Source organism: Tolypothrix sp. FACHB-123 (genome assembly GCF_014697075.1).
Classification (GTDB): domain Bacteria; phylum Cyanobacteriota; class Cyanobacteriia; order Cyanobacteriales; family Nostocaceae; genus Aulosira.
Genome location: NZ_JACJRE010000015.1, coordinates 122,937 through 140,783, shown reverse-complemented (window position 1 = coordinate 140,783; position 17,847 = coordinate 122,937). Strand labels below are relative to the sequence as shown.

Below are 17,847 nucleotides of genomic sequence, written 5' to 3'. Positions count from 1 at the left end.
GATGTCAATACATATAAGGCTTTTGGCAAAATAAAGATGCTTTTTTTGTGTTTATATGAGTGCTATAACTAATAATTTGGCATAATAGCTACTGAAGAACCTTAATTGTTTTACTACCTAAACAAGGGTACTGGGTGCTGTTATCGACAATTCTGGCATCAAGTATGGCTTTTATCGATACTTCAGCATTAAATGTTACCCTCCCGACATTGCAAAATGATCTCCAAGCCAGTGGCGAACAACTACTGTGGATTGTCAATGCTTATCTATTAATGCTCGCAGCACTAATTCTCATCGGTGGTTCTCTTGGCGATCGCTTGGGGCGCAAAAAAGTGTTTATGTTTGGCATTAGTCTATTTATCATGGCTTCTTTAGCTTGTGGATTAGCGCCAAATATTGAATTTCTCATCGGGGCGCGTGTAGTCCAAGGTATTGGTGGTGCAATCACAATCCCTGGTAGCCTCGCCATCATCACCGCTTGTTTTCAGCCAGAAGAACGCGGTAGTGCGATCGGTAAATGGTCAGCCGCAACGACGATTGTCACGCTGGTGGGGCCTGTGTTGGGTGGCTTACTTGCTGATGCTGGGCTGTGGCGCGGAGTTTTCTTGATTAATCTACCACTGGGATTAACCACATTGGTAATACTCTATTTCCAGGTTCCAGAGAGCCGCAATGAACAAGTCTCAGGAAACATAGATTATCCGGGAGCAATTTTAGTCGCTTTGGGACTAGCAAGTTTGACATACGGTTTTATCTCTCTGCACAACTTTGGATTTCACGATCCACGCATCTATGGCAGTTTAAGTCTTGGGGTTATAGCTTTGGTTGCTTATATTATCGTCCAAATACACAGCCCAGACCCAATGATGCCCCTACATCTATTCAAATCATTGACCTTCAGTGGCACTAATCTGCTCACCCTGTTCCTTTATGGAGCATTAAATGTGGGCAATCTCTTTTTGTCACTCAACTTAGTACAAGCCCAAGGCTACAGTCAGTCAATCGCTGGGATGGCAGATATGCCCTTTGCTCTGTTACTCAGTGGATTTTCACCTTGGGCAGGTAAATTAGCAGACCAATACGGCCCGCGTCCACTGCTGATCCTTGGCCCCTTGTTGGCTGGATTCGGGTTCCTGATCATGGCATTCGTGGGACTGACAGATGGTGCTGAGGATTATTGGACAACATTCTTTCCTGGCATCACAGTATTTGGTTTGGGGATGGCAATCACTGTAGCGCCCTTAACTACCACAGTTATGGGTTCAGTTCCGACTCACTACGCAGGGACTGCATCGGGAATTAACAACGCCGTGGCGCGGATGGCGGGAGTACTGACAATTGCCATTGTCGGTTCTGTGGCACTGTGTAACTATGGAAACAAGTTAGAAGTTCACACAGCAAGTATTCATTTGTCTGAGGCAGGACGGATCTTGCTTGCATCCCAAGCCAATCAGCTTGGTCAAACATCAATGCTAGCAGGAGTTAGACCAGAAAATCTCCAGGCGGTTGAAACTGCAATTAAGCTATCTTTTGCCGATACTTTTGGGCTAGTTATGATTATATGTACTGGATTGGCGTGGATGAGTGCGATCGCCGCAGCGCTTATGGTGATGCCAAAATCCAAATAAAATTCCAGCCCCATTAAGCCTTTGGCAAACATCTTGTAGGTTTTTACAGCAATCAGTAATGCCCAATTTGATTTTGGAGTGAGCAATGTCTCAAATACTTTTGATTGACGATAATTTTAGCTTCTCGGAATTAGTCGCTGTCAGTCTAGAAATGCATAGACATCGGGTGAGTTGGGCTATTGATGGCATCAAGGGTCAAGCTTTAGCCATAGAGTTGTTACCAGACTTAATTATGCTAGAGATTCAGCTACCAAACATTGATGGGTTTACAGTTTGTCGTCGCTTACGCCAAGATCCTCGCACTGCTGATATTCCCATCATGATTATCACAGCTTTGGAGCAAGCTGAGAATAAAGTGAAGGCGTTTAATGCAGGTGCAGATGATTATCTCACCAAGCCCTTTGCTCTAAAAGAGATGCTGGCAAGAGTTCAAGCCATCTTGCGGCGCACAGAGCGATTTTTCAAAACAACCAAACCCACCGAAATTTTGAGTTATGGCCCTCTGACTCTGATACCTTCAGAACTAGAGGCACTTTGGTTTGGTGAAAAAGTCAAACTCACTCGCCTGGAATTTGGCATCATCCACTGTCTGCTTCAGTATCCCAATCAAGCTGTTTCGTTGCATAAGATTCTCAAACAAGTCTGGGGATATGAACCCGATGATAATCCAGAAACGATTCGCGTTCATATCAAAAACATCCGAGATAAAATAGAACCCGATCGCGACAATCCCCGTTATCTCAAAACAATTCACAATACAGGATACTGCTTGGAACTTCCAGATTATTGGGGTCTTTTGAGGAACATCATCGGCGAGCATTCACGAATTGTGTCGCAGACAAGCCTCTCGAAGATAAGCGGTGAGGTAGTCAGCTAGTGTGCCCTTCCAGTTCCTCTAGTTGTTCAATCACAAAACTCCCTAGTAACGATACTCAATGGCTGTTACCAAGTTCCCATCTACACAAATTTTTTTAATGCAGCCATTGAGGATAGCTCTTTTATCCTGGGCTTGGAGTCCTTGCCAGTAATTTTTATTAGCAAAAGCCTTGATAATCCGTTCTTTAGCAATCAATGATTCTCTGGTTGCATTATTCATTGTTCCTAGTGCGATCGCAATTTGTTCTTTGAGGTCATTTTTAATTTGTTCTATTGCCGAACTTGGTGGTAATATTTCTAGATTATTCAGCGATGCACGCAGAGTTTTTACTTCTGGAGGTTCCTCTATTATCGGTGGTTCATCTGCTTCTACCAAGTTGGCTAACCGTTCGGCTTCTTGTGATAATAAATCTGCTACTTGAATATCTAATTTTTTTGAGGAAATCATATCTTTATGATTACAATTACCAGCTTTATACAAGCGGCACTGATAATAGTAAATAGCTTGCCCCTGCTTATCTACTCGTTTGGCATGGCGCGTCATAGAACCTCCGCAATGAGCGCATTTAATTAAATTAGAAAATGGGTTGATTTCGTTATCTTCTCTAGAAGCCCATCGGTTATGGCGATTACCTCGAATAATTTGTTTGATTTGTTCGTGTTCGGTGCTGGTAATAATGGCTTCATCATCGTGGGTTCCCCATTTTACCTTCCATTCATCAAAATGTTTGCGCTTTCCTTTAGATTTTACATAAGTATCAAAAGGTAACCCTCCTGCATAAACAGGATTAACTAATAATGCTTTTAAACCAGGAATTGACCATCTTAAACCAGACCAAGGATAACGCAAAGGGTGATTAGCTTTAGCTGGTGTAAAGACAATTGTATCTAAGTCTTCATCGCTGATAATTCGTGAAGATTTTTCTGGCTTATGCCAATCAAAAGCTTTTGTTTCTATCCCAAAATCCGAATGTAATTTACGCACGGTAGCCGCAACTGAACCACATTCAAAAAAAGTATTAAAAATATATCTAGCTACATCTGATACAGTTAATTCTCTTCTCCCTGCTAACAAGCAAACGCATGGAGAATTATCCCGTACATATTTATCGTTGTGGATGCGGTATCCTAATGGTGCAACTCGGTGACTTTTCCCTTGGGTAACGCGATGACGGCGTTCGCTCTTTAACCTCTCCGTCACCATTCTCACCTCAAATTTAGCAGCAGCCAGCAACATATCAATGGTTAATTCTCCACCCAAACTGTCTGGATCGACTCCTTGATCTAAAGCTATCAGTTTAATCCCTTTGGAACGTAATACCTCTAACAATGAATAAAATAAACGCGATGATGAACCAATGCGATCGATGCGGGTAAATTGCAGAGATATTACCTTACCCTTTGCAGATGTCTTCAAGTCATTAATTAATTGTTGTAACCCTTCCCTAACTTCCGTTGTCCGTGACTGAATATCCCAGTAAACTTTGGAACAACCAGCATTTTGCAAGCGTTCTATTTGTTTACGCAACGCACCTTTATCTGTTTGCTGCTCCTCACCGCTAACCCTTGCGTAACCCCAACTTTCCATAACAGCGCATAGACACAACCTTTATTATATTTGATAGTGAATACTTCTATTCTCAGAAATTCTCTGAGCAGTTGCAAAAGCGTCAACCCCAGGTGAACTATGAGGGATAAAATATAAAGGATGAAGTATTAAATCTAGAATTCCACGGGAAAATAAGGCAGAAGAGATAGGATTTTCATATTTGGTTGATGCTCAAACTGCCTGTGAAAGACTAGCTTGATACTTCACCTTTCACCCTTCATCTTTCATCTTTGATAATTCATAATTCCTAAATTAAAGCCAATGCAAAGCAACTGCATTTATCTCGATAATAATGCCACCACAAAGGTAGATCCAGAAGTTGTAGAGGCGATATTGCCCTACTTAACGGAATATTACGGCAATCCCTCTAGTATGCATACCTTTGGCGGACAACTTGCCAAAGCAGTGAAAACAGCAAGAGAACAACTTGCAGCCCTTCTGGGAGCAGATGAGTCAGAAATTGTCTACACTAGTTGCGGTACTGAAGGTGATAATGCAGCAATTCGCGCTGCACTGTTGGCACAACCGAACAAACGCCACATTATTACAACTCAAGTTGAACACCCAGCAGTACTGAATGTCTGCAAACAATTAGAAACCCAAGGTTACAGTGTTACCTATCTTTCTGTAAATGGTCAGGGACAATTGGATCTCAATGAGCTAGAAGCTTCCTTGACAGGTAACACCGCTTTGGTAACCACAATGTATGCCAATAACGAAACTGGCGTGGTTTTCCCCATCGAGCAAATTGGCTTGCGCGCTAAAGAGTATGGCGCTTTATTCCACGTTGATGCGGTGCAAGCAGTGGGTAAAATCCCCCTGAATATGAAGAATAGCACCATAGATATGCTGACGCTATCCGGTCACAAAATACACGCACCTAAAGGTATTGGTGCTTTGTATATACGACGCGGTGTCAGATTCCGTCCCTTCTTAATTGGTGGACACCAAGAACGGGGGCGGCGTGCGGGAACAGAGAACGTTCCAGGGATTGTTGCTCTCGGTAAAGCTGCTGAACTGGAAATGTTACATTTAGAAGAAGCGACTAAGAGAGAAAGAAGGCTGCGCGATCGCCTAGAACAAACCTTACTCGCTCAAATTCCTGACTGTGAAGTTAACGGCGATACAACGCAGAGATTGCCCAACACCACCAACATCGGCTTCAAATACATTGAAGGCGAAGCCATTCTGCTACTACTAAACAAATACGGTATCTGTGCCTCATCCGGTTCAGCTTGTACATCTGGCTCTTTGGAACCTTCCCATGTATTGCGGGCAATGGGCTTACCCTACACCACTTTACACGGTTCCATCCGCTTTAGCCTCTGTCGCTACACCACAGAAGCCGAAATCGATCAAGTAATTGCGGTTATGCCGGAAATTGTCGAACGTTTGCGCGCCCTTTCACCCTTCAAAAATGATGAAGCTGGTTGGCTGCAAGCGCAAGAACAAACATTGGCTCATCGTTAATAGGGAATGGGGCATGGCGCATGGGGCATAGGGAATAGAAATTAATACCCATGCCCAGTGCCCAATGCCCAATCCCCCAATTCAAAATCCAAACTCTAAAATCCTAAATCGGCTATGTGGGACTACACAGATAAAGTATTAGAACTGTTTTACAATCCCAAGAATCAGGGAGTCATCGAAGAAGCTGATGACGCTGGGGTGAAGGTGGCGACTGGGGAAGTAGGAAGCATTGCTTGTGGTGATGCTTTAAGACTACACCTGAAAGTTGAAGTCGCTAGTGATAAGATTCTTGATGCCCGCTTTCAAACCTTTGGCTGCACGAGTGCGATCGCATCTTCCAGCGCTTTAACCGAAATGATTAAGGGTTTAACTTTAGATGAAGCCCTCAATGTATCGAATAAAGACATTGCAGAATATCTGGGCGGATTGCCAGAAGCAAAAATGCACTGCTCTGTCATGGGACAAGAAGCCCTAGAAGCAGCTATATATAATTATCGTGGCATTCCCTTGGCTGCCCATGATGACGATGATGAAGGGGCACTAATTTGTAGCTGCTTTGGTATCAGCGAATCCAGAATTCGGCGCGTGATTTTGGAAAATAACCTCACTGATGCGGAACAGGTAACAAATTATGTGAAAGCTGGTGGCGGATGCGGTTCCTGTTTAGCGAATATTGATGATATTATTAAAGAAGTTCAGCAAGAAGCCGCTACACCTGCAATCAACAACTACGGCGTGAAAGTTGCAACCGATATTGCTACTGGTAAACAATCACAACTCGGACTCACGAATGTGCAAAAGATTGCACTGATTCAAAAGGTCTTAGATGAAGAAGTCAGACCTGTTCTGATTGCTGATGGTGGAGATGTTGAACTTTACGATGTCGATGGCGATCGCGTCAAGGTTCTGCTTCAAGGAGCTTGTGGTTCTTGTTCTAGCAGCACAGCAACTCTCAAAATTGCCATAGAAGCCAGATTGCAGGATCGTGTCAGCAAGAACCTGATAGTTGAAGCCGTCGAGCCACTGCTATAAAGCTTTACGCACCACACAAATACACCTAATGTGCAAGACTCAAAGAAACAGAAAGTAGGATTTGACCGAGACAATTCACTTCGCATCAATAAATTAAATCCTACCCACAACAGACAGCTTAAGCACATAGGCAAGTATTCAACGCCTAATTGCGATTTCCATAATCCAACTCGCTTCAAAGGAATGAGGATATGAGCGCACTGTACGAAAAAATTGGCGGACAAGCAACTCTCGATAAAGTAGTTGCAGATTTACACAAACGCATCCAAGCAGACAGCAGCGTGAATACTTTCTTCGCTAAGACAGATATGGCGAAGCAACGCAGTCACTTTGTTGCATTCGTAGCTCAGTTACTGGAAGGGCCCAAGCAATATGCAGGTCGCCCAATGGACAAAACCCATACTGGTATGAATATCCAGCCCCAACACTTTGATGTTATTGCTAAACACCTTAGTGATGCAATGGCAGCCAATGGAGTATCTGCTGATGATATCAGCGCTGCAATGGCTCGCGTCTCCAATGTCAAAGGCGCTATTTTAAACAAGTAATTTGGACTTGATGATTGATTGTTGACGAAGAGATTTAGTCAAGTTCTACCAGGTGTTTCTATCTGAATCACAAGTATTTGTAAAGTGCGTAATTACCTTTGTTAATAGTCATAAAAATGGCTATTAACAAAGAATAAAAGAAAAAAAATTTAATTTGACCGAGGAACATAGTACATGTCTTTACAACCGATAGTCTTTGCTGTGGAGCGATCGCCCCCGGCTGATACCTAGTACCAACGCCAAAAGCGACGTTCTACAACAAACTCACTCCGAGCTTCAACGGGCGTGAGACCCAACAGACCAAAGCAAAAGACCCACCAACCAACCAATTGCAGGAAACACGAACCATGACTGACGAAAACATTAGACAGATAGCTTTCTACGGTAAAGGTGGTATCGGTAAATCTACCACCTCCCAAAACACCCTCGCAGCTATGGCAGAAATGGGTCAGCGCATCATGATTGTGGGTTGCGACCCTAAGGCTGACTCCACCCGTTTGATGCTCCATGCTAAAGCTCAAACCACAGTTCTGCACTTGGCTGCTGAACGCGGTGCAGTAGAAGACTTGGAACTCGAAGAAGTAATGCTGACCGGTTTCCGTGGTGTTAAGTGCGTAGAATCTGGTGGTCCAGAACCCGGTGTAGGTTGCGCTGGTCGTGGTATTATCACCGCTATTAACTTCTTGGAAGAAAACGGTGCTTACCAAGACCTAGACTTCGTATCTTACGACGTATTAGGTGACGTTGTGTGCGGTGGTTTCGCTATGCCTATTCGTGAAGGTAAAGCACAAGAAATCTACATCGTTACATCTGGTGAAATGATGGCGATGTATGCTGCTAACAACATCGCTCGCGGTATTTTGAAATATGCTCACTCCGGTGGTGTGCGCTTGGGTGGTTTGATTTGTAACAGCCGTAAAACAGACCGGGAACACGAACTCATCGAAACCTTGGCAAAACGGTTGAACACCCAAATGATTCACTTCGTACCTCGTGACAACATCGTTCAACACGCAGAATTGCGCCGGATGACTGTTAACGAGTACGCACCTGACAGCAACCAATCTCAAGAATACCGCGCATTAGCTAAGAAGATCATCAACAACGACAAACTCACCATTCCGACACCAATCGAAATGGATGAATTAGAAGCACTGTTGATCGAATACGGTATCCTTGACGACGATTCTAAGCACGCAGATATCATCGGTAAGCCCGCAGAAGCTTCCGCTAAGTAAGCTCAGTAAGCTTTGTTTTAGGAAAAGGGAATACCTACATCACTTCCCTTTTACCTTTGATCTAATTTCTATCCCCCACGGGGACTAAGAGTCCCCAACCCCATAGGGGAAATCCCCTACCCTGACTATCCCGGTTCCTTAGGAGCAAGAGAGACTAGAAATGACTCCTCCAGAAAACAAGAATATCGTTGACGAAAGAAAAGAACTAATTAAAGAAGTTCTAGGCGCATATCCCGAAAAAGCAGCTAAAAAACGGGAAAAGCACTTAAATGTATACGAAGAAGGTAAGTCCGACTGCGGCGTTAAGTCTAACATCAAATCTTTACCTGGTGTAATGACCGCTCGTGGTTGTGCTTATGCAGGTTCTAAAGGTGTGGTTTGGGGTCCTATTAAGGACATGATCCACATCAGCCACGGGCCTGTAGGTTGCGGTTACTGGTCTTGGTCTGGTCGTCGTAACTACTACATTGGTACAACTGGTGTTGATACCTTTGGTACCATGCACTTCACCTCCGACTTCCAAGAAAGAGACATCGTTTTCGGTGGTGACAAAAAACTCTTAAAGCTGATTCAAGAACTCGAAGTACTGTTCCCCCTCAGCCGTGGTGTTTCTATTCAATCTGAATGTCCCATTGGTTTGATTGGGGATGACATCGAAGCCGTAGCTAAGAAAGCAGCTAAAGAAATTAACAAGCCTGTTATTCCTGTACGTTGCGAAGGCTTCCGTGGTGTGTCTCAGTCCTTGGGTCACCATATTGCTAACGACCAAATTCGTGACTGGGTATTCCCCAGAGCCGACCAAGCTAAGAAAGACGGTACACTGCCTTTCGATTCTACTCCTTATGACGTAGCTATTATTGGTGACTACAACATCGGTGGTGATGCTTGGGCTAGCCGGATTCTTTTAGAAGAATTAGGCTTGCGTGTAGTTGCTCAGTGGTCTGGTGATGGCACAATCAACGAAATGATGCTGACACCAAACGTAAAAATTAACCTCATCCACTGCTACCGGTCGATGAACTACATCAGCCGTCACATGGAAGAGAAGTATGGTATTCCCTGGTTAGAATACAACTTCTTTGGGCCTACTAAGATTGCTGAATCCTTACGGGAAATCGCTTCTAAGTTTGACTCTAAGATCCAAGAAAACGCTGAGAAGATCATTGCTAAGTATCAGCCCACAATGGATGCGATTATTAAGAAATATCGCCCCCGTTTGGAAGGTAAGACCGTCGCTATGATGGTTGGTGGTCTACGTCCTCGCCACGTTGTACCCGCTTTCCAAGATTTGGGTATGAGAATGATTGGTACAGGTTATGAGTTCGCTCATAATGATGACTACAAACGTACCACTCACTACATCGAAAACGGCACCATCGTTTATGACGACGTTACCGCTTACGAGTTTGAAGAGTTTGTTAAAGCACTCAAGCCAGATTTAATTGCTTCTGGTGTGAAAGAGAAGTACGTTTTCCAAAAAATGGGTCTTCCTTTCCGTCAAATGCACTCTTGGGATTACTCCGAACCTAGCAATTGTCCTTAGGACTCAAGATTATACTGGGTTTTTTAGTGGCGGTAGAAAAAAGCTTCTATTTCTAGCCTAAATGTAATTTACAGCGTTATCTACTAACAACCTCTTTTAATGATTGAGATAATAGAACTCTTATTATGTCTGGTTTTGAGATTTTGCTTGCATGAGTTTTAAATTAAAACTGTTAAGTTAAAAACTAATTTCAATGACATTTTTTAGATTAAATGGCGCGATCGCAAATAAATAGCTTACTCCAAGTTTGGAACATTACCAAAAGGCTCACGTCCTATTTTAGAGTTAATTTATCTGAATCAAACTATAACAGGAGCGGTAATTCAATGATGTTAAAGCCAAAGTTTCTCCTCTTCATTGGAATTAGCATTTTGAGTATTGCTAGCACAATTGCAGTTCAGGCTAAAACTGAGCCAAGTCAAATCATGAACACTTCAGTTCAAGTTAATGATGCAGTCAGTTCACATACTGTGAGAGGAGAACTAACTGCGTTCAGCTCTGATACTACATCTGTTAACTGTGACCAAATTAAAGTGAAGGCAGAAATATGGCATAACGTTACCAGCGGAACAGGAAATATACCAAAGGTAGAGTTGGGTTCTACAAAAGCACAAGGTAGTATTCTGGGTAATGGCTGCACTTACACCCTTACGTTCAATTATTCACCTTCGCTCCAACTGCCTAAGTCTTCGCAGTACCGCCTTTCAGCAGAAACCCCAACGATTAACGGACAGTTTGGTGATTTTATGGCTGGATACAGTAATATCGTCAGCAGTCCATTCCCAGAACAGTTTGACATGAAATTCTAAGCGATCATTATTACTTGCGGTTAATCAAGTGAATGGCTTGTCTCAGAAGACTGGAAGACCGCTGCAATCCGCGAATCCGTTTTTGCAATTTGAATGCGTTGAGCTTGTAATTGACTCAATGTAGTAGCTGCATTAGCATAAGAGAATATGCCAGTTTTCTGAGTTTGGTTAATTCTAATTACTATATAGTTATATGCGGCTTCATTTGCATATTTCAGGCATTATGTTAAATGCGATCGCTACATTTCAGGCTGGTGTTATTTAAGTTACGAATCCCTAATCTTAGCGGCTTAAGGGATTTTTATTCTGCGCTACTGAAATTATGGTTTGCTGAATTCTCTTTAACCTTGTTTCTGGACGTTTAGCGCTCTCAATCCACGAAAGAATATTTTTCTTGGATGATTTACTCAACGCCTCAAAATACTTATTGGCTGTTTTATTAGCTGTTAATGCTAGTTTTAAATCTGCGGGAATTGTTAATGCTTCAATCGCATCTAGGCTGCTCCATGAACCATTTTCTTTTGCCGCTTCAATCTTTTTTAGTCCTGCTTCAGTCATCAAATTTTGGGTGATGAGTTCTTCGATATATTGCTTGTTTAATTTTGACCAAACACTTTTTGGTTTGCGGGGTGTAAATATTTGCATATAACGTTCTGTATCTATAGTTTTGACTTTACTATCAATCCAGCCAAAACATAAAGCTTCTTTTACGGCTTCGCTATATTTAACGCTTGGTTTGCCACTTTTGACTTTGTAGTAGATCAGCCACACACCTATAGAACTATGATGATTTCTCTGTAACCATTCTCGCCATTCTTGACGGTCTTTGGCATAAACGGTTTCTAGTTGATTATCAAATGTTGCCATAGCGGAAAATTTTAAAAATTATATATGTATTATATAATTTTCAAGAATTTGGCGATCGCACTCAAAAAATCATTGAATTGCCTGCATTAAAAATGCGATCGCATCAATATCTATCAATATGCATCAATATAAAGTGTGATAATAAACTTTTGATGAACCTTAGTTAAATTGTTCCTGATTGTCAAGACTTATAAGTTCTAAACGGGAAGACTGAAACTTAATAGCAATACCTATAACACTATTCAAAATTCAACTTTCCATTATGCAGAATCCGCATTCAACAGAACTGGCAATTCAACCACTCCACCAAGAAAATATTAACCTAAAACTGATTGTAGAAGGGATTGCATCTCAGGTTGGGGAAGCTTTCTTCCAAGCTTGTGCCCATTACTTAGCTGAAGTATTACAAATTCAGTATGCATTGATTGCAGAGTTTGTTGATGAGACTCAGCCACGCGCTAAAGTTTTGGCATTTTGGACAGGAGAAAACTTTGGCCCCAATTTTGAATATGATTTGGCGGGAACTCCTTGTGGTGTTCTTTATGAACAAGGTCTTCAAATTTACCCTGAATGTATCCAAAAAGCGTTTCCAGAAGACCAAGATTTAGTCATGTTAAATGCGGAAAGCTATTTAGGCGTTCCCATTTTAAATCCTGAAGGCAAGCCTCTTGGACATATTGCAGGTTTGCATACTAAACCATTGGAACGCAGTTATGAAGAACAGGAATCGATTTTAAAAATTTTTGCAGCGCGTTCCGCAGCAGAAATTGAGCGACAGTTGGCAGAAAATGCACTTAAACAACAAAATATTTACTTGCAACAAACGCTCAAAGAATTGAAAAAAACCCAAGCCCAATTAATTCAAGCAGAAAGAATGTCTAGTTTGGGACATCTGGTTGCAGGTATTGCTCATGAAATTAATAATCCTATTGGTTTTATTTATAGCAATATTGCCCATACTAAAGACTCTATCAATATTCTGTTAGAACTAATTGAGGGATATCAATCAGAATATCCCCATACTTCTAGGGCGCTACAGGCAAAAATTGAAGAAGCGGAAATAGATTATTTAAAAAAAGATGTTTCTAAAATGCTGAATTCGATGCAAGCAGGGAGCGATCGCATTCGTAATATTGTCCTAAGTTTACGCAATTTTTCTCGGTTGGATGAATCTAGCAAGAAAGCTATAGACATACATGAAGGTATAGAAAGTACCTTACTAATTCTGCAACATCGATTAAATGCTAATCAGATATTTCCGCCAATTCAGGTGATTAAAGAATATCAACCACTGCCTCCAGTTAACTGCTATGCTAGTCAACTCAATCAAGTATTGATGAATATTTTGAATAATGCCATTGATGCTTTACGTTCTGATTCTCACTCCATCCCTCAGCCAATGATTCACATTAAAACAGAGTTGGTTGCTGAAAACAATGCTGTGAGAATTTCGATTATTGATAATGGTATGGGTATGGATGAAGCAACTTTGTTTCATATTTTCGATCCATTTTTCACTACAAAACCTGTGGGTTCTGGTACTGGTTTGGGACTTTCTATTAGCTATCAAATTATAGTTGAGCAGCATGGTGGTAAATTAAACTGTATTTCTGCGCCAGGAACTGGTGCAAAATTTCAGATTGAAATACCTATGTAATTGTATTAATCTTTTTGTTGGTTTTTGGATAAGTTGCATTCACAAAGATAAGGGGTATACAACTGTACGCCCCTTATAGGGTCTGTGTCGCAAAGATGATGTGAATTAGTACGAGTATAATTTGCGGTTAGTTGGATATCAATCAAGTTGCGTAGTTTACCGCCGCAGGCATCGCTCTACCGATAACCCCCTTCTCACCTAAGCGCTGTAACGTTTTCCTGTCATCACCATCCGCACACCGCCTGTAGGTGCAAGGGTAAATCCCCGACGTTGCACTTTCACGGGTTTATCCTCGGCTAAAGCGAGTTGATATTTAGATAAAATCGTTGCTAGGACTAATTTCATTTCCAACATAGCTAAAGCATGTCCTAAACACCGCCGACTTCCACCACCAAAGGGTAAGTATTCCCAAGCAGAATATTGGCGATGCAAAAACCGTTCTGGTTTAAACTGTTCAGCATTGGGATATAAATCTTCTCGGTAATGCACGAGGTATATACTCGCCATAAAAGTAGTTTCTGCATCATACTCATGTCCGCCAATCTTGACTGCTGATTTAGCAATCCGTGGAAATAGTATAGGAATGACTGGATACATCCGCAGTGTTTCTTGACATACTGCTGTTAAGTAGGGTAAATGTGCAATTTCCATTGGGTTGGGATTGTCTCCCAAACTGTCTAATTCGTGCTGTAATTTTTCTAGAATATCTGGATGTTGATGAATTTGATAAAAAGCCCAAGCTAATGTGGTTGCTGTAGTTTCATGACCAGCAAATAAAATGGTTAGCAATTCATCTTTTAATTCTGCATCACTCATTGCTTGACCATTTTCATCTCGCGCTGCCATCATGAGACTTAAAACATCGCCTCCCATCTGCTCATCTTGCTTTGTCCTTTTTTCTGTAATTTCTGCTTGTAGCAAATCGTGAACTTGGCGCTGTCTTTGTTTCATCCGTCCCCAAGGTGTCCAACTTCCCCAATCTTTTTGTAAGAACCGCAAAAATAACATGCTAGAACGTAGGGGAGAATCGGTCATATTTAGCCAGGCTGTGAGTAAAGGTTTAAGTTGTTGATAGCGTTCGTCTTCACTTAAACCAAAAACGATTTTTAAAATTACTTCTAGGCTAATTTTCTGCATAGCAGACCGAGCTATAAACGGTTGACCAATTTGCCATTGGCTAGCAATTGCATCTGTAATTGAACAGATTTGATGGGCGTAGGTTTGAAGTCTTTCGCCATGAAACGGGGGCATTAATAATTTTCGTTCTCTGCGATGGCGATCGCCATCCATTAACATTAAAGAGTTTTCTCCAACAAGAGGCTTTGCTAGTGCGTTTCCCCGACCGATATCAAATTTAGCATCTTGGTTAAAAACTTCTTGAATGGCTTGGGGATTACCAATAATTACATAAGATCCAATTCCACTCAGACGCATGGAAAAAATATCTCCATACTTTTGGCTATTCTGGCGCTGAAATCCGATGGGATCGCCAATCCAATTGATGAGTTGCCACCATGCAGGGCTGGTAATACTATTTGGTAATTGATTTAGCATAAAATTCCCTATTGTTTTATCCCTATAATTCCACTTTACATGAGGAATATGGCTCCTATGTACAATGGCAAGAAGTTATATTTACGAGTGAATTCAATAGAGAATTATACGGATATAGAATGATATTTGTGCATGAATTTTAACTGCGTAATTCTCTAGCTTGCGCCTTGGTTTGACAATCTACACTTTTTGTCAAAACCCTTGATTTTTTTGAGTAATGCTTCCGTCTTAATAGGGATGGATTGCCAAATTATGTTCGATACAATTTTCCCTAAATTAAGACCCAGTAAGCGATTTGTTGACTATACTTTGTGATTAAACTTACAGCTTTCCACATTAAAGTTTTGGCAGCAGTTTTCATGGTCATAGATCATGTCTACCATATACTAATGCCAAATTTAGTAATTTTGAATTATATTGGGCGCTTGAGTTTTCCTCTGTTTGCATGGCTTGTGGCTGAAGGCGAAAAACACACCCGAGATATCTACCGCTATGGTAGTAGGTTGTTAATTGCAGCCATCATTTCTCAGCCAATCTATACTATTGTTTTTAGGAAGTCATTCCTCAATATTCTGTTTACGCTGCTGATTGGATTGATAATGTTGCGTCTAATCAGGCGTTATCCGCGATTATCGCAGCAAATTCCTATGGTGGGATTATGTGCATTGATCGCGGAAATTTTCCGCTGTGAATATGGAGCCTATGGAATTGGCGTCATTTTCTTAATGTCTCTCACTGATAAACTCAAGCCCGCAATTTGGGCGCTTTACTGGTGTATTCTTCATCTTGTTGCAGTCGTCGGTTCTATGAATTCTCTTGGGCAAAACTTGGCAATTTTCGCAGGTATCATTGTCTTTCAATTCAATGGTAAACAAGGGCGGCGGGCTAGATGGTTTTATGCATTCTACCCAGGGCATTTGTTAATATTAGGTTTAATTAGACATTTTATATTTTCCAGATAAAAATAATCCTATATGCCGCATATTGCAGGTAAATTAGGTACGCGCTTCGGGGCATGGCAATGCCAGTGCCCCTACAATTAACGATAATCTGTACTCAAATCTCAACTAAATTAATTGGGCAACATTGCTGCCATTGCTTTTTCTAGTGCTTTGGGGTCTTGGAGTAACTGGGCTGCCATTTGCATAGCTTGCTCGCCTGGGTAAACATCCTCAATTTCATCAATCACAGCTTGTAACGCTGTTTGAGCAACGATTTCGGGTGCGACTTTGGGCGGGGGAAAATGTTTACTGGCTTCTGTATCTACGGTTCCTGGCATTACTCCTATGACTAATGTACCTTGGGCTGCGAGTTCTGCTCTAATCCCTTGAGTCATTAGTAAAGCGGCTGCTTTAGAAGCACAGTAAGAAGCATTCATTGGCAAATTAACCTTTGCTAAGATGCTGAGCATATTAACAATCGCTCCGCCGCCATTAGCTTGCAAAACTGGGGCAAATGCACGGCACATGTTTAGGGTACCAAAATAATTAACTTCCATTTCCGATCTAGCACTTGTAAGATCTGTTGCGGAGATAAATCCTTTGAGTAACCCAATACCTGCATTATTAATCAGCAAATTCACATCACTACACTTAGCAGCAGCAGCAATTACGGATTTTTCATCGATAATATCAAGTGAAATGGGAATAATGCGTTGCGGATCTGTGGCGGCGATCGCATCTAGGGATTTGGGATTTCTTGCACCTGCATAAATCCGAGATGCTCCAGCTGTCAGGAGTGCTTCTACATAATACTGACCAATTCCTCCATTTGCCCCGGTTACTAAAGCAACAGCGTTTTTTATCTGCATTTCTCGTTGCCTCACCTATGGATTAAACGATTACCAAGGTATACTAAGATGAATTTTTGTGGAAGTACTTACTTTTTTGTAAGTCCGATTGGGGAAGAGTATCAATGGCAGAAATACAGACTGAAGGTACAGTCTTTGTGCAAACAACACTAAAGGTTTTGGGTGGTAAGTGGAAAATTTTAATTTTGTGGCATTTGAAAGATGAAAGTAGGCGTTTTAGTCAATTAAAACGATTGATTCCCGATATTAGTGAGAAAGTATTGAGCCAACAGCTGCGAGAACTCGAAAAAGATGGCATTGTGACGCGAACAGTCTATTCAGATATTCCCCCTAAAGTTGAATACTCGTTTACAGATTATGGTCGTAGTTTGATGCCAGCATTAAATGTACTCTGCAATTGGGGGAAAGCTCATTTACAGAGATTAAAGTAGTGATATTTTTATTTTGGTGTTTAATCTGGATAAGCTAAACCAGTCCGAGGATCGCGGATATATAATCCTAATGTCAAACTGCGAATTACTTCATCCCAAATTGGTGTTAATTCTTCTGCTTGATCTGCCCAATAATCAAATGTAATTAAACATTGAACATTTGAACCTAAACCAATACAAGTCCGGGAAAATGCTTCTCTTGGTTCGGCTTGGGTGTCAATAAATTTAATTTCTGTCCAAACAATTTTGGCTGTTTGGCGCTTGACGGTAATAATTTCTCCCCTTTCAATGACGTTGCGGCTGTCATCTTCCATAACTTTTCTTAAGGTGGCTTTGAGGGGAAACATACTCCAATCATTAGGCGGAAGTGGATTAAAAGATACTTCTAGACAGCAATCATCATTAGGCGGTTTTTTATCCATGAACTTGAATGATTTTTCTTGTGGCTCAAAAACCCAATTTTGGGGTACATTGAAGCGAACAGCGCCGCGATTGGCTACAAAGATTTTGTAGCCTGATGGCGATTCCCAACGATGATCGGGTTTGAGTTCAAGGGTTTCTTTAATCCACTGGAGATTGCTTTTCTTGCGCTTTGTCATAGTAAGTTTGCGTATCTGCTCAAGACTGCGATCGCTCATTTGGTTTATGGTATCAAATCCTCAGCTATTCCGCTTTGAAATTACACAGTCACTCATGAGGTTTGAGATTGGTTGACGGTTGACAGCTAATAGGAGAGATTTTCAATGAGTGACAGGTAAGTGTTGAGCTAATTGCT

At 41.5% G+C, this 17,847-nt stretch carries 16 protein-coding genes; 11 read left to right on the top strand and 5 right to left on the bottom strand.

Going from position 1 to position 17,847, the window contains the following annotated elements; all coding sequences use genetic code 11:
- Positions 1 to 104: 104 nt before the first annotated feature.
- Both H6G41_RS12870 and H6G41_RS12865 read left to right on the top strand, forming a co-directional pair.
- Positions 105 to 1,628: an MFS transporter gene (locus tag H6G41_RS12870; RefSeq protein WP_308796213.1), complete on the top strand. Its 1,524-nt coding sequence runs from the start codon at positions 105 to 107 to the stop codon at positions 1,626 to 1,628.
- Positions 1,629 to 1,713: 85 nt separating this feature from the next.
- Entirely contained in the window at positions 1,714 to 2,505 is a 792-nt protein-coding gene (locus H6G41_RS12865; RefSeq protein ID WP_190746569.1) for a response regulator transcription factor, read from the top strand.
- Positions 2,506 to 2,547: 42 nt separating this feature from the next.
- Here H6G41_RS12865 and xisF read toward each other — a convergent pair whose 3' ends face one another.
- The gene (xisF, locus tag H6G41_RS12860) at positions 2,548 to 4,092 is read right to left on the bottom strand and encodes a fdxN element excision recombinase XisF (RefSeq protein WP_190746568.1); all 1,545 of its coding nucleotides are present in this window, start codon (positions 4,090 to 4,092) and stop codon (positions 2,548 to 2,550) included.
- Positions 4,093 to 4,374: 282 nt separating this feature from the next.
- Between xisF and nifS the strand changes: the two genes are divergently transcribed.
- From nifS to H6G41_RS12830, 6 genes are all read left to right on the top strand, one after another.
- The gene (gene nifS / locus H6G41_RS12855; protein ID WP_190746567.1) at positions 4,375 to 5,583 is read left to right on the top strand and encodes a cysteine desulfurase NifS; all 1,209 of its coding nucleotides are present in this window, start codon (positions 4,375 to 4,377) and stop codon (positions 5,581 to 5,583) included.
- A gap of 114 nt (positions 5,584 to 5,697) precedes the next feature.
- Positions 5,698 to 6,615, top strand: coding sequence for a Fe-S cluster assembly protein NifU (gene nifU / locus H6G41_RS12850; RefSeq protein ID WP_190746566.1), 918 nt, complete (start codon positions 5,698 to 5,700; stop codon positions 6,613 to 6,615).
- A gap of 191 nt (positions 6,616 to 6,806) precedes the next feature.
- Positions 6,807 to 7,163, top strand: coding sequence for a group 1 truncated hemoglobin (locus tag H6G41_RS12845; RefSeq protein ID WP_190746565.1), 357 nt, complete (start codon positions 6,807 to 6,809; stop codon positions 7,161 to 7,163).
- A 347-nt stretch (positions 7,164 to 7,510) separates the two neighbouring features.
- Positions 7,511 to 8,401 carry a nitrogenase iron protein gene (gene nifH, locus H6G41_RS12840; protein ID WP_096647180.1) on the top strand — a complete coding sequence of 297 codons (891 nt, stop codon included), beginning with the start codon at positions 7,511 to 7,513 and terminating at the stop codon, positions 8,399 to 8,401.
- 160 nt (positions 8,402 to 8,561) lie between these two features.
- Complete coding sequence (gene nifD, locus H6G41_RS12835; RefSeq protein WP_190746564.1) at positions 8,562 to 9,944, top strand: nitrogenase molybdenum-iron protein alpha chain; 1,383 nt, start codon at positions 8,562 to 8,564, stop codon at positions 9,942 to 9,944.
- A 425-nt stretch (positions 9,945 to 10,369) separates the two neighbouring features.
- Positions 10,370 to 10,753 carry a hypothetical protein gene (locus H6G41_RS12830; RefSeq protein WP_206756943.1) on the top strand — a complete coding sequence of 128 codons (384 nt, stop codon included), beginning with the start codon at positions 10,370 to 10,372 and terminating at the stop codon, positions 10,751 to 10,753.
- Between the two features lie 282 nt (positions 10,754 to 11,035).
- Here H6G41_RS12830 and H6G41_RS12825 read toward each other — a convergent pair whose 3' ends face one another.
- Complete coding sequence (locus H6G41_RS12825) at positions 11,036 to 11,620, bottom strand: YdeI family protein (protein ID WP_190746562.1); 585 nt, start codon at positions 11,618 to 11,620, stop codon at positions 11,036 to 11,038.
- A gap of 262 nt (positions 11,621 to 11,882) precedes the next feature.
- Here H6G41_RS12825 and H6G41_RS12820 point away from each other — a divergent pair, with 262 nt between their 5' ends.
- Positions 11,883 to 13,277, top strand: coding sequence for a sensor histidine kinase (locus tag H6G41_RS12820; RefSeq protein WP_190746561.1), 1,395 nt, complete (start codon positions 11,883 to 11,885; stop codon positions 13,275 to 13,277).
- Between the two features lie 198 nt (positions 13,278 to 13,475).
- On the opposite strand, the gene H6G41_RS12815 is transcribed toward H6G41_RS12820, so the two are convergent.
- Positions 13,476 to 14,831, bottom strand: coding sequence for a cytochrome P450 (locus H6G41_RS12815; protein WP_190746560.1), 1,356 nt, complete (start codon positions 14,829 to 14,831; stop codon positions 13,476 to 13,478).
- A gap of 311 nt (positions 14,832 to 15,142) precedes the next feature.
- Between H6G41_RS12815 and H6G41_RS12810 the strand changes: the two genes are divergently transcribed.
- On the top strand, positions 15,143 to 15,793 hold the full coding sequence (locus tag H6G41_RS12810) for a TraX family protein (RefSeq protein WP_190746559.1): 651 nt from the start codon (positions 15,143 to 15,145) through the stop codon (positions 15,791 to 15,793).
- A gap of 110 nt (positions 15,794 to 15,903) precedes the next feature.
- Here the strand turns inward: H6G41_RS12810 and H6G41_RS12805 are convergent, their stop codons facing one another.
- Positions 15,904 to 16,641: an SDR family oxidoreductase gene (locus tag H6G41_RS12805; RefSeq protein ID WP_190746558.1), complete on the bottom strand. Its 738-nt coding sequence runs from the start codon at positions 16,639 to 16,641 to the stop codon at positions 15,904 to 15,906.
- Between the two features lie 104 nt (positions 16,642 to 16,745).
- Between H6G41_RS12805 and H6G41_RS12800 the strand changes: the two genes are divergently transcribed.
- The gene (locus H6G41_RS12800) at positions 16,746 to 17,072 is read left to right on the top strand and encodes a helix-turn-helix domain-containing protein (protein WP_190746557.1); all 327 of its coding nucleotides are present in this window, start codon (positions 16,746 to 16,748) and stop codon (positions 17,070 to 17,072) included.
- A gap of 20 nt (positions 17,073 to 17,092) precedes the next feature.
- On the opposite strand, the gene H6G41_RS12795 is transcribed toward H6G41_RS12800, so the two are convergent.
- On the bottom strand, positions 17,093 to 17,671 hold the full coding sequence (locus H6G41_RS12795; RefSeq protein WP_190746556.1) for a hypothetical protein: 579 nt from the start codon (positions 17,669 to 17,671) through the stop codon (positions 17,093 to 17,095).
- Between the last annotated feature and the right edge of the window lie 176 nt (positions 17,672 to 17,847).

Excerpts from the sequence above, each read along its gene's own strand:
- H6G41_RS12865 (WP_190746569.1), top strand. The coding sequence starts at position 1,714 with ATGTCTCAAATACTTTTGATTGACGATAATTTTAGCTTCTCGGAATTA.
- xisF (WP_190746568.1), bottom strand. The coding sequence starts at position 4,092 with ATGGAAAGTTGGGGTTACGCAAGGGTTAGCGGTGAGGAGCAGCAAACA.
- nifS (WP_190746567.1), top strand. The coding sequence starts at position 4,375 with ATGCAAAGCAACTGCATTTATCTCGATAATAATGCCACCACAAAGGTA.
- nifU (WP_190746566.1), top strand. The coding sequence starts at position 5,698 with ATGTGGGACTACACAGATAAAGTATTAGAACTGTTTTACAATCCCAAG.
- H6G41_RS12845 (WP_190746565.1), top strand. The coding sequence starts at position 6,807 with ATGAGCGCACTGTACGAAAAAATTGGCGGACAAGCAACTCTCGATAAA.
- nifH (WP_096647180.1), top strand. The coding sequence starts at position 7,511 with ATGACTGACGAAAACATTAGACAGATAGCTTTCTACGGTAAAGGTGGT.
- nifD (WP_190746564.1), top strand. The coding sequence starts at position 8,562 with ATGACTCCTCCAGAAAACAAGAATATCGTTGACGAAAGAAAAGAACTA.
- H6G41_RS12830 (WP_206756943.1), top strand. The coding sequence starts at position 10,370 with ATGAACACTTCAGTTCAAGTTAATGATGCAGTCAGTTCACATACTGTG.
- H6G41_RS12825 (WP_190746562.1), bottom strand. The coding sequence starts at position 11,620 with ATGGCAACATTTGATAATCAACTAGAAACCGTTTATGCCAAAGACCGT.
- H6G41_RS12820 (WP_190746561.1), top strand. The coding sequence starts at position 11,883 with ATGCAGAATCCGCATTCAACAGAACTGGCAATTCAACCACTCCACCAA.
- H6G41_RS12815 (WP_190746560.1), bottom strand. The coding sequence starts at position 14,831 with ATGCTAAATCAATTACCAAATAGTATTACCAGCCCTGCATGGTGGCAA.
- H6G41_RS12805 (WP_190746558.1), bottom strand. The coding sequence starts at position 16,641 with ATGCAGATAAAAAACGCTGTTGCTTTAGTAACCGGGGCAAATGGAGGA.
- H6G41_RS12800 (WP_190746557.1), top strand. The coding sequence starts at position 16,746 with ATGGCAGAAATACAGACTGAAGGTACAGTCTTTGTGCAAACAACACTA.
- H6G41_RS12795 (WP_190746556.1), bottom strand. The coding sequence starts at position 17,671 with ATGACAAAGCGCAAGAAAAGCAATCTCCAGTGGATTAAAGAAACCCTT.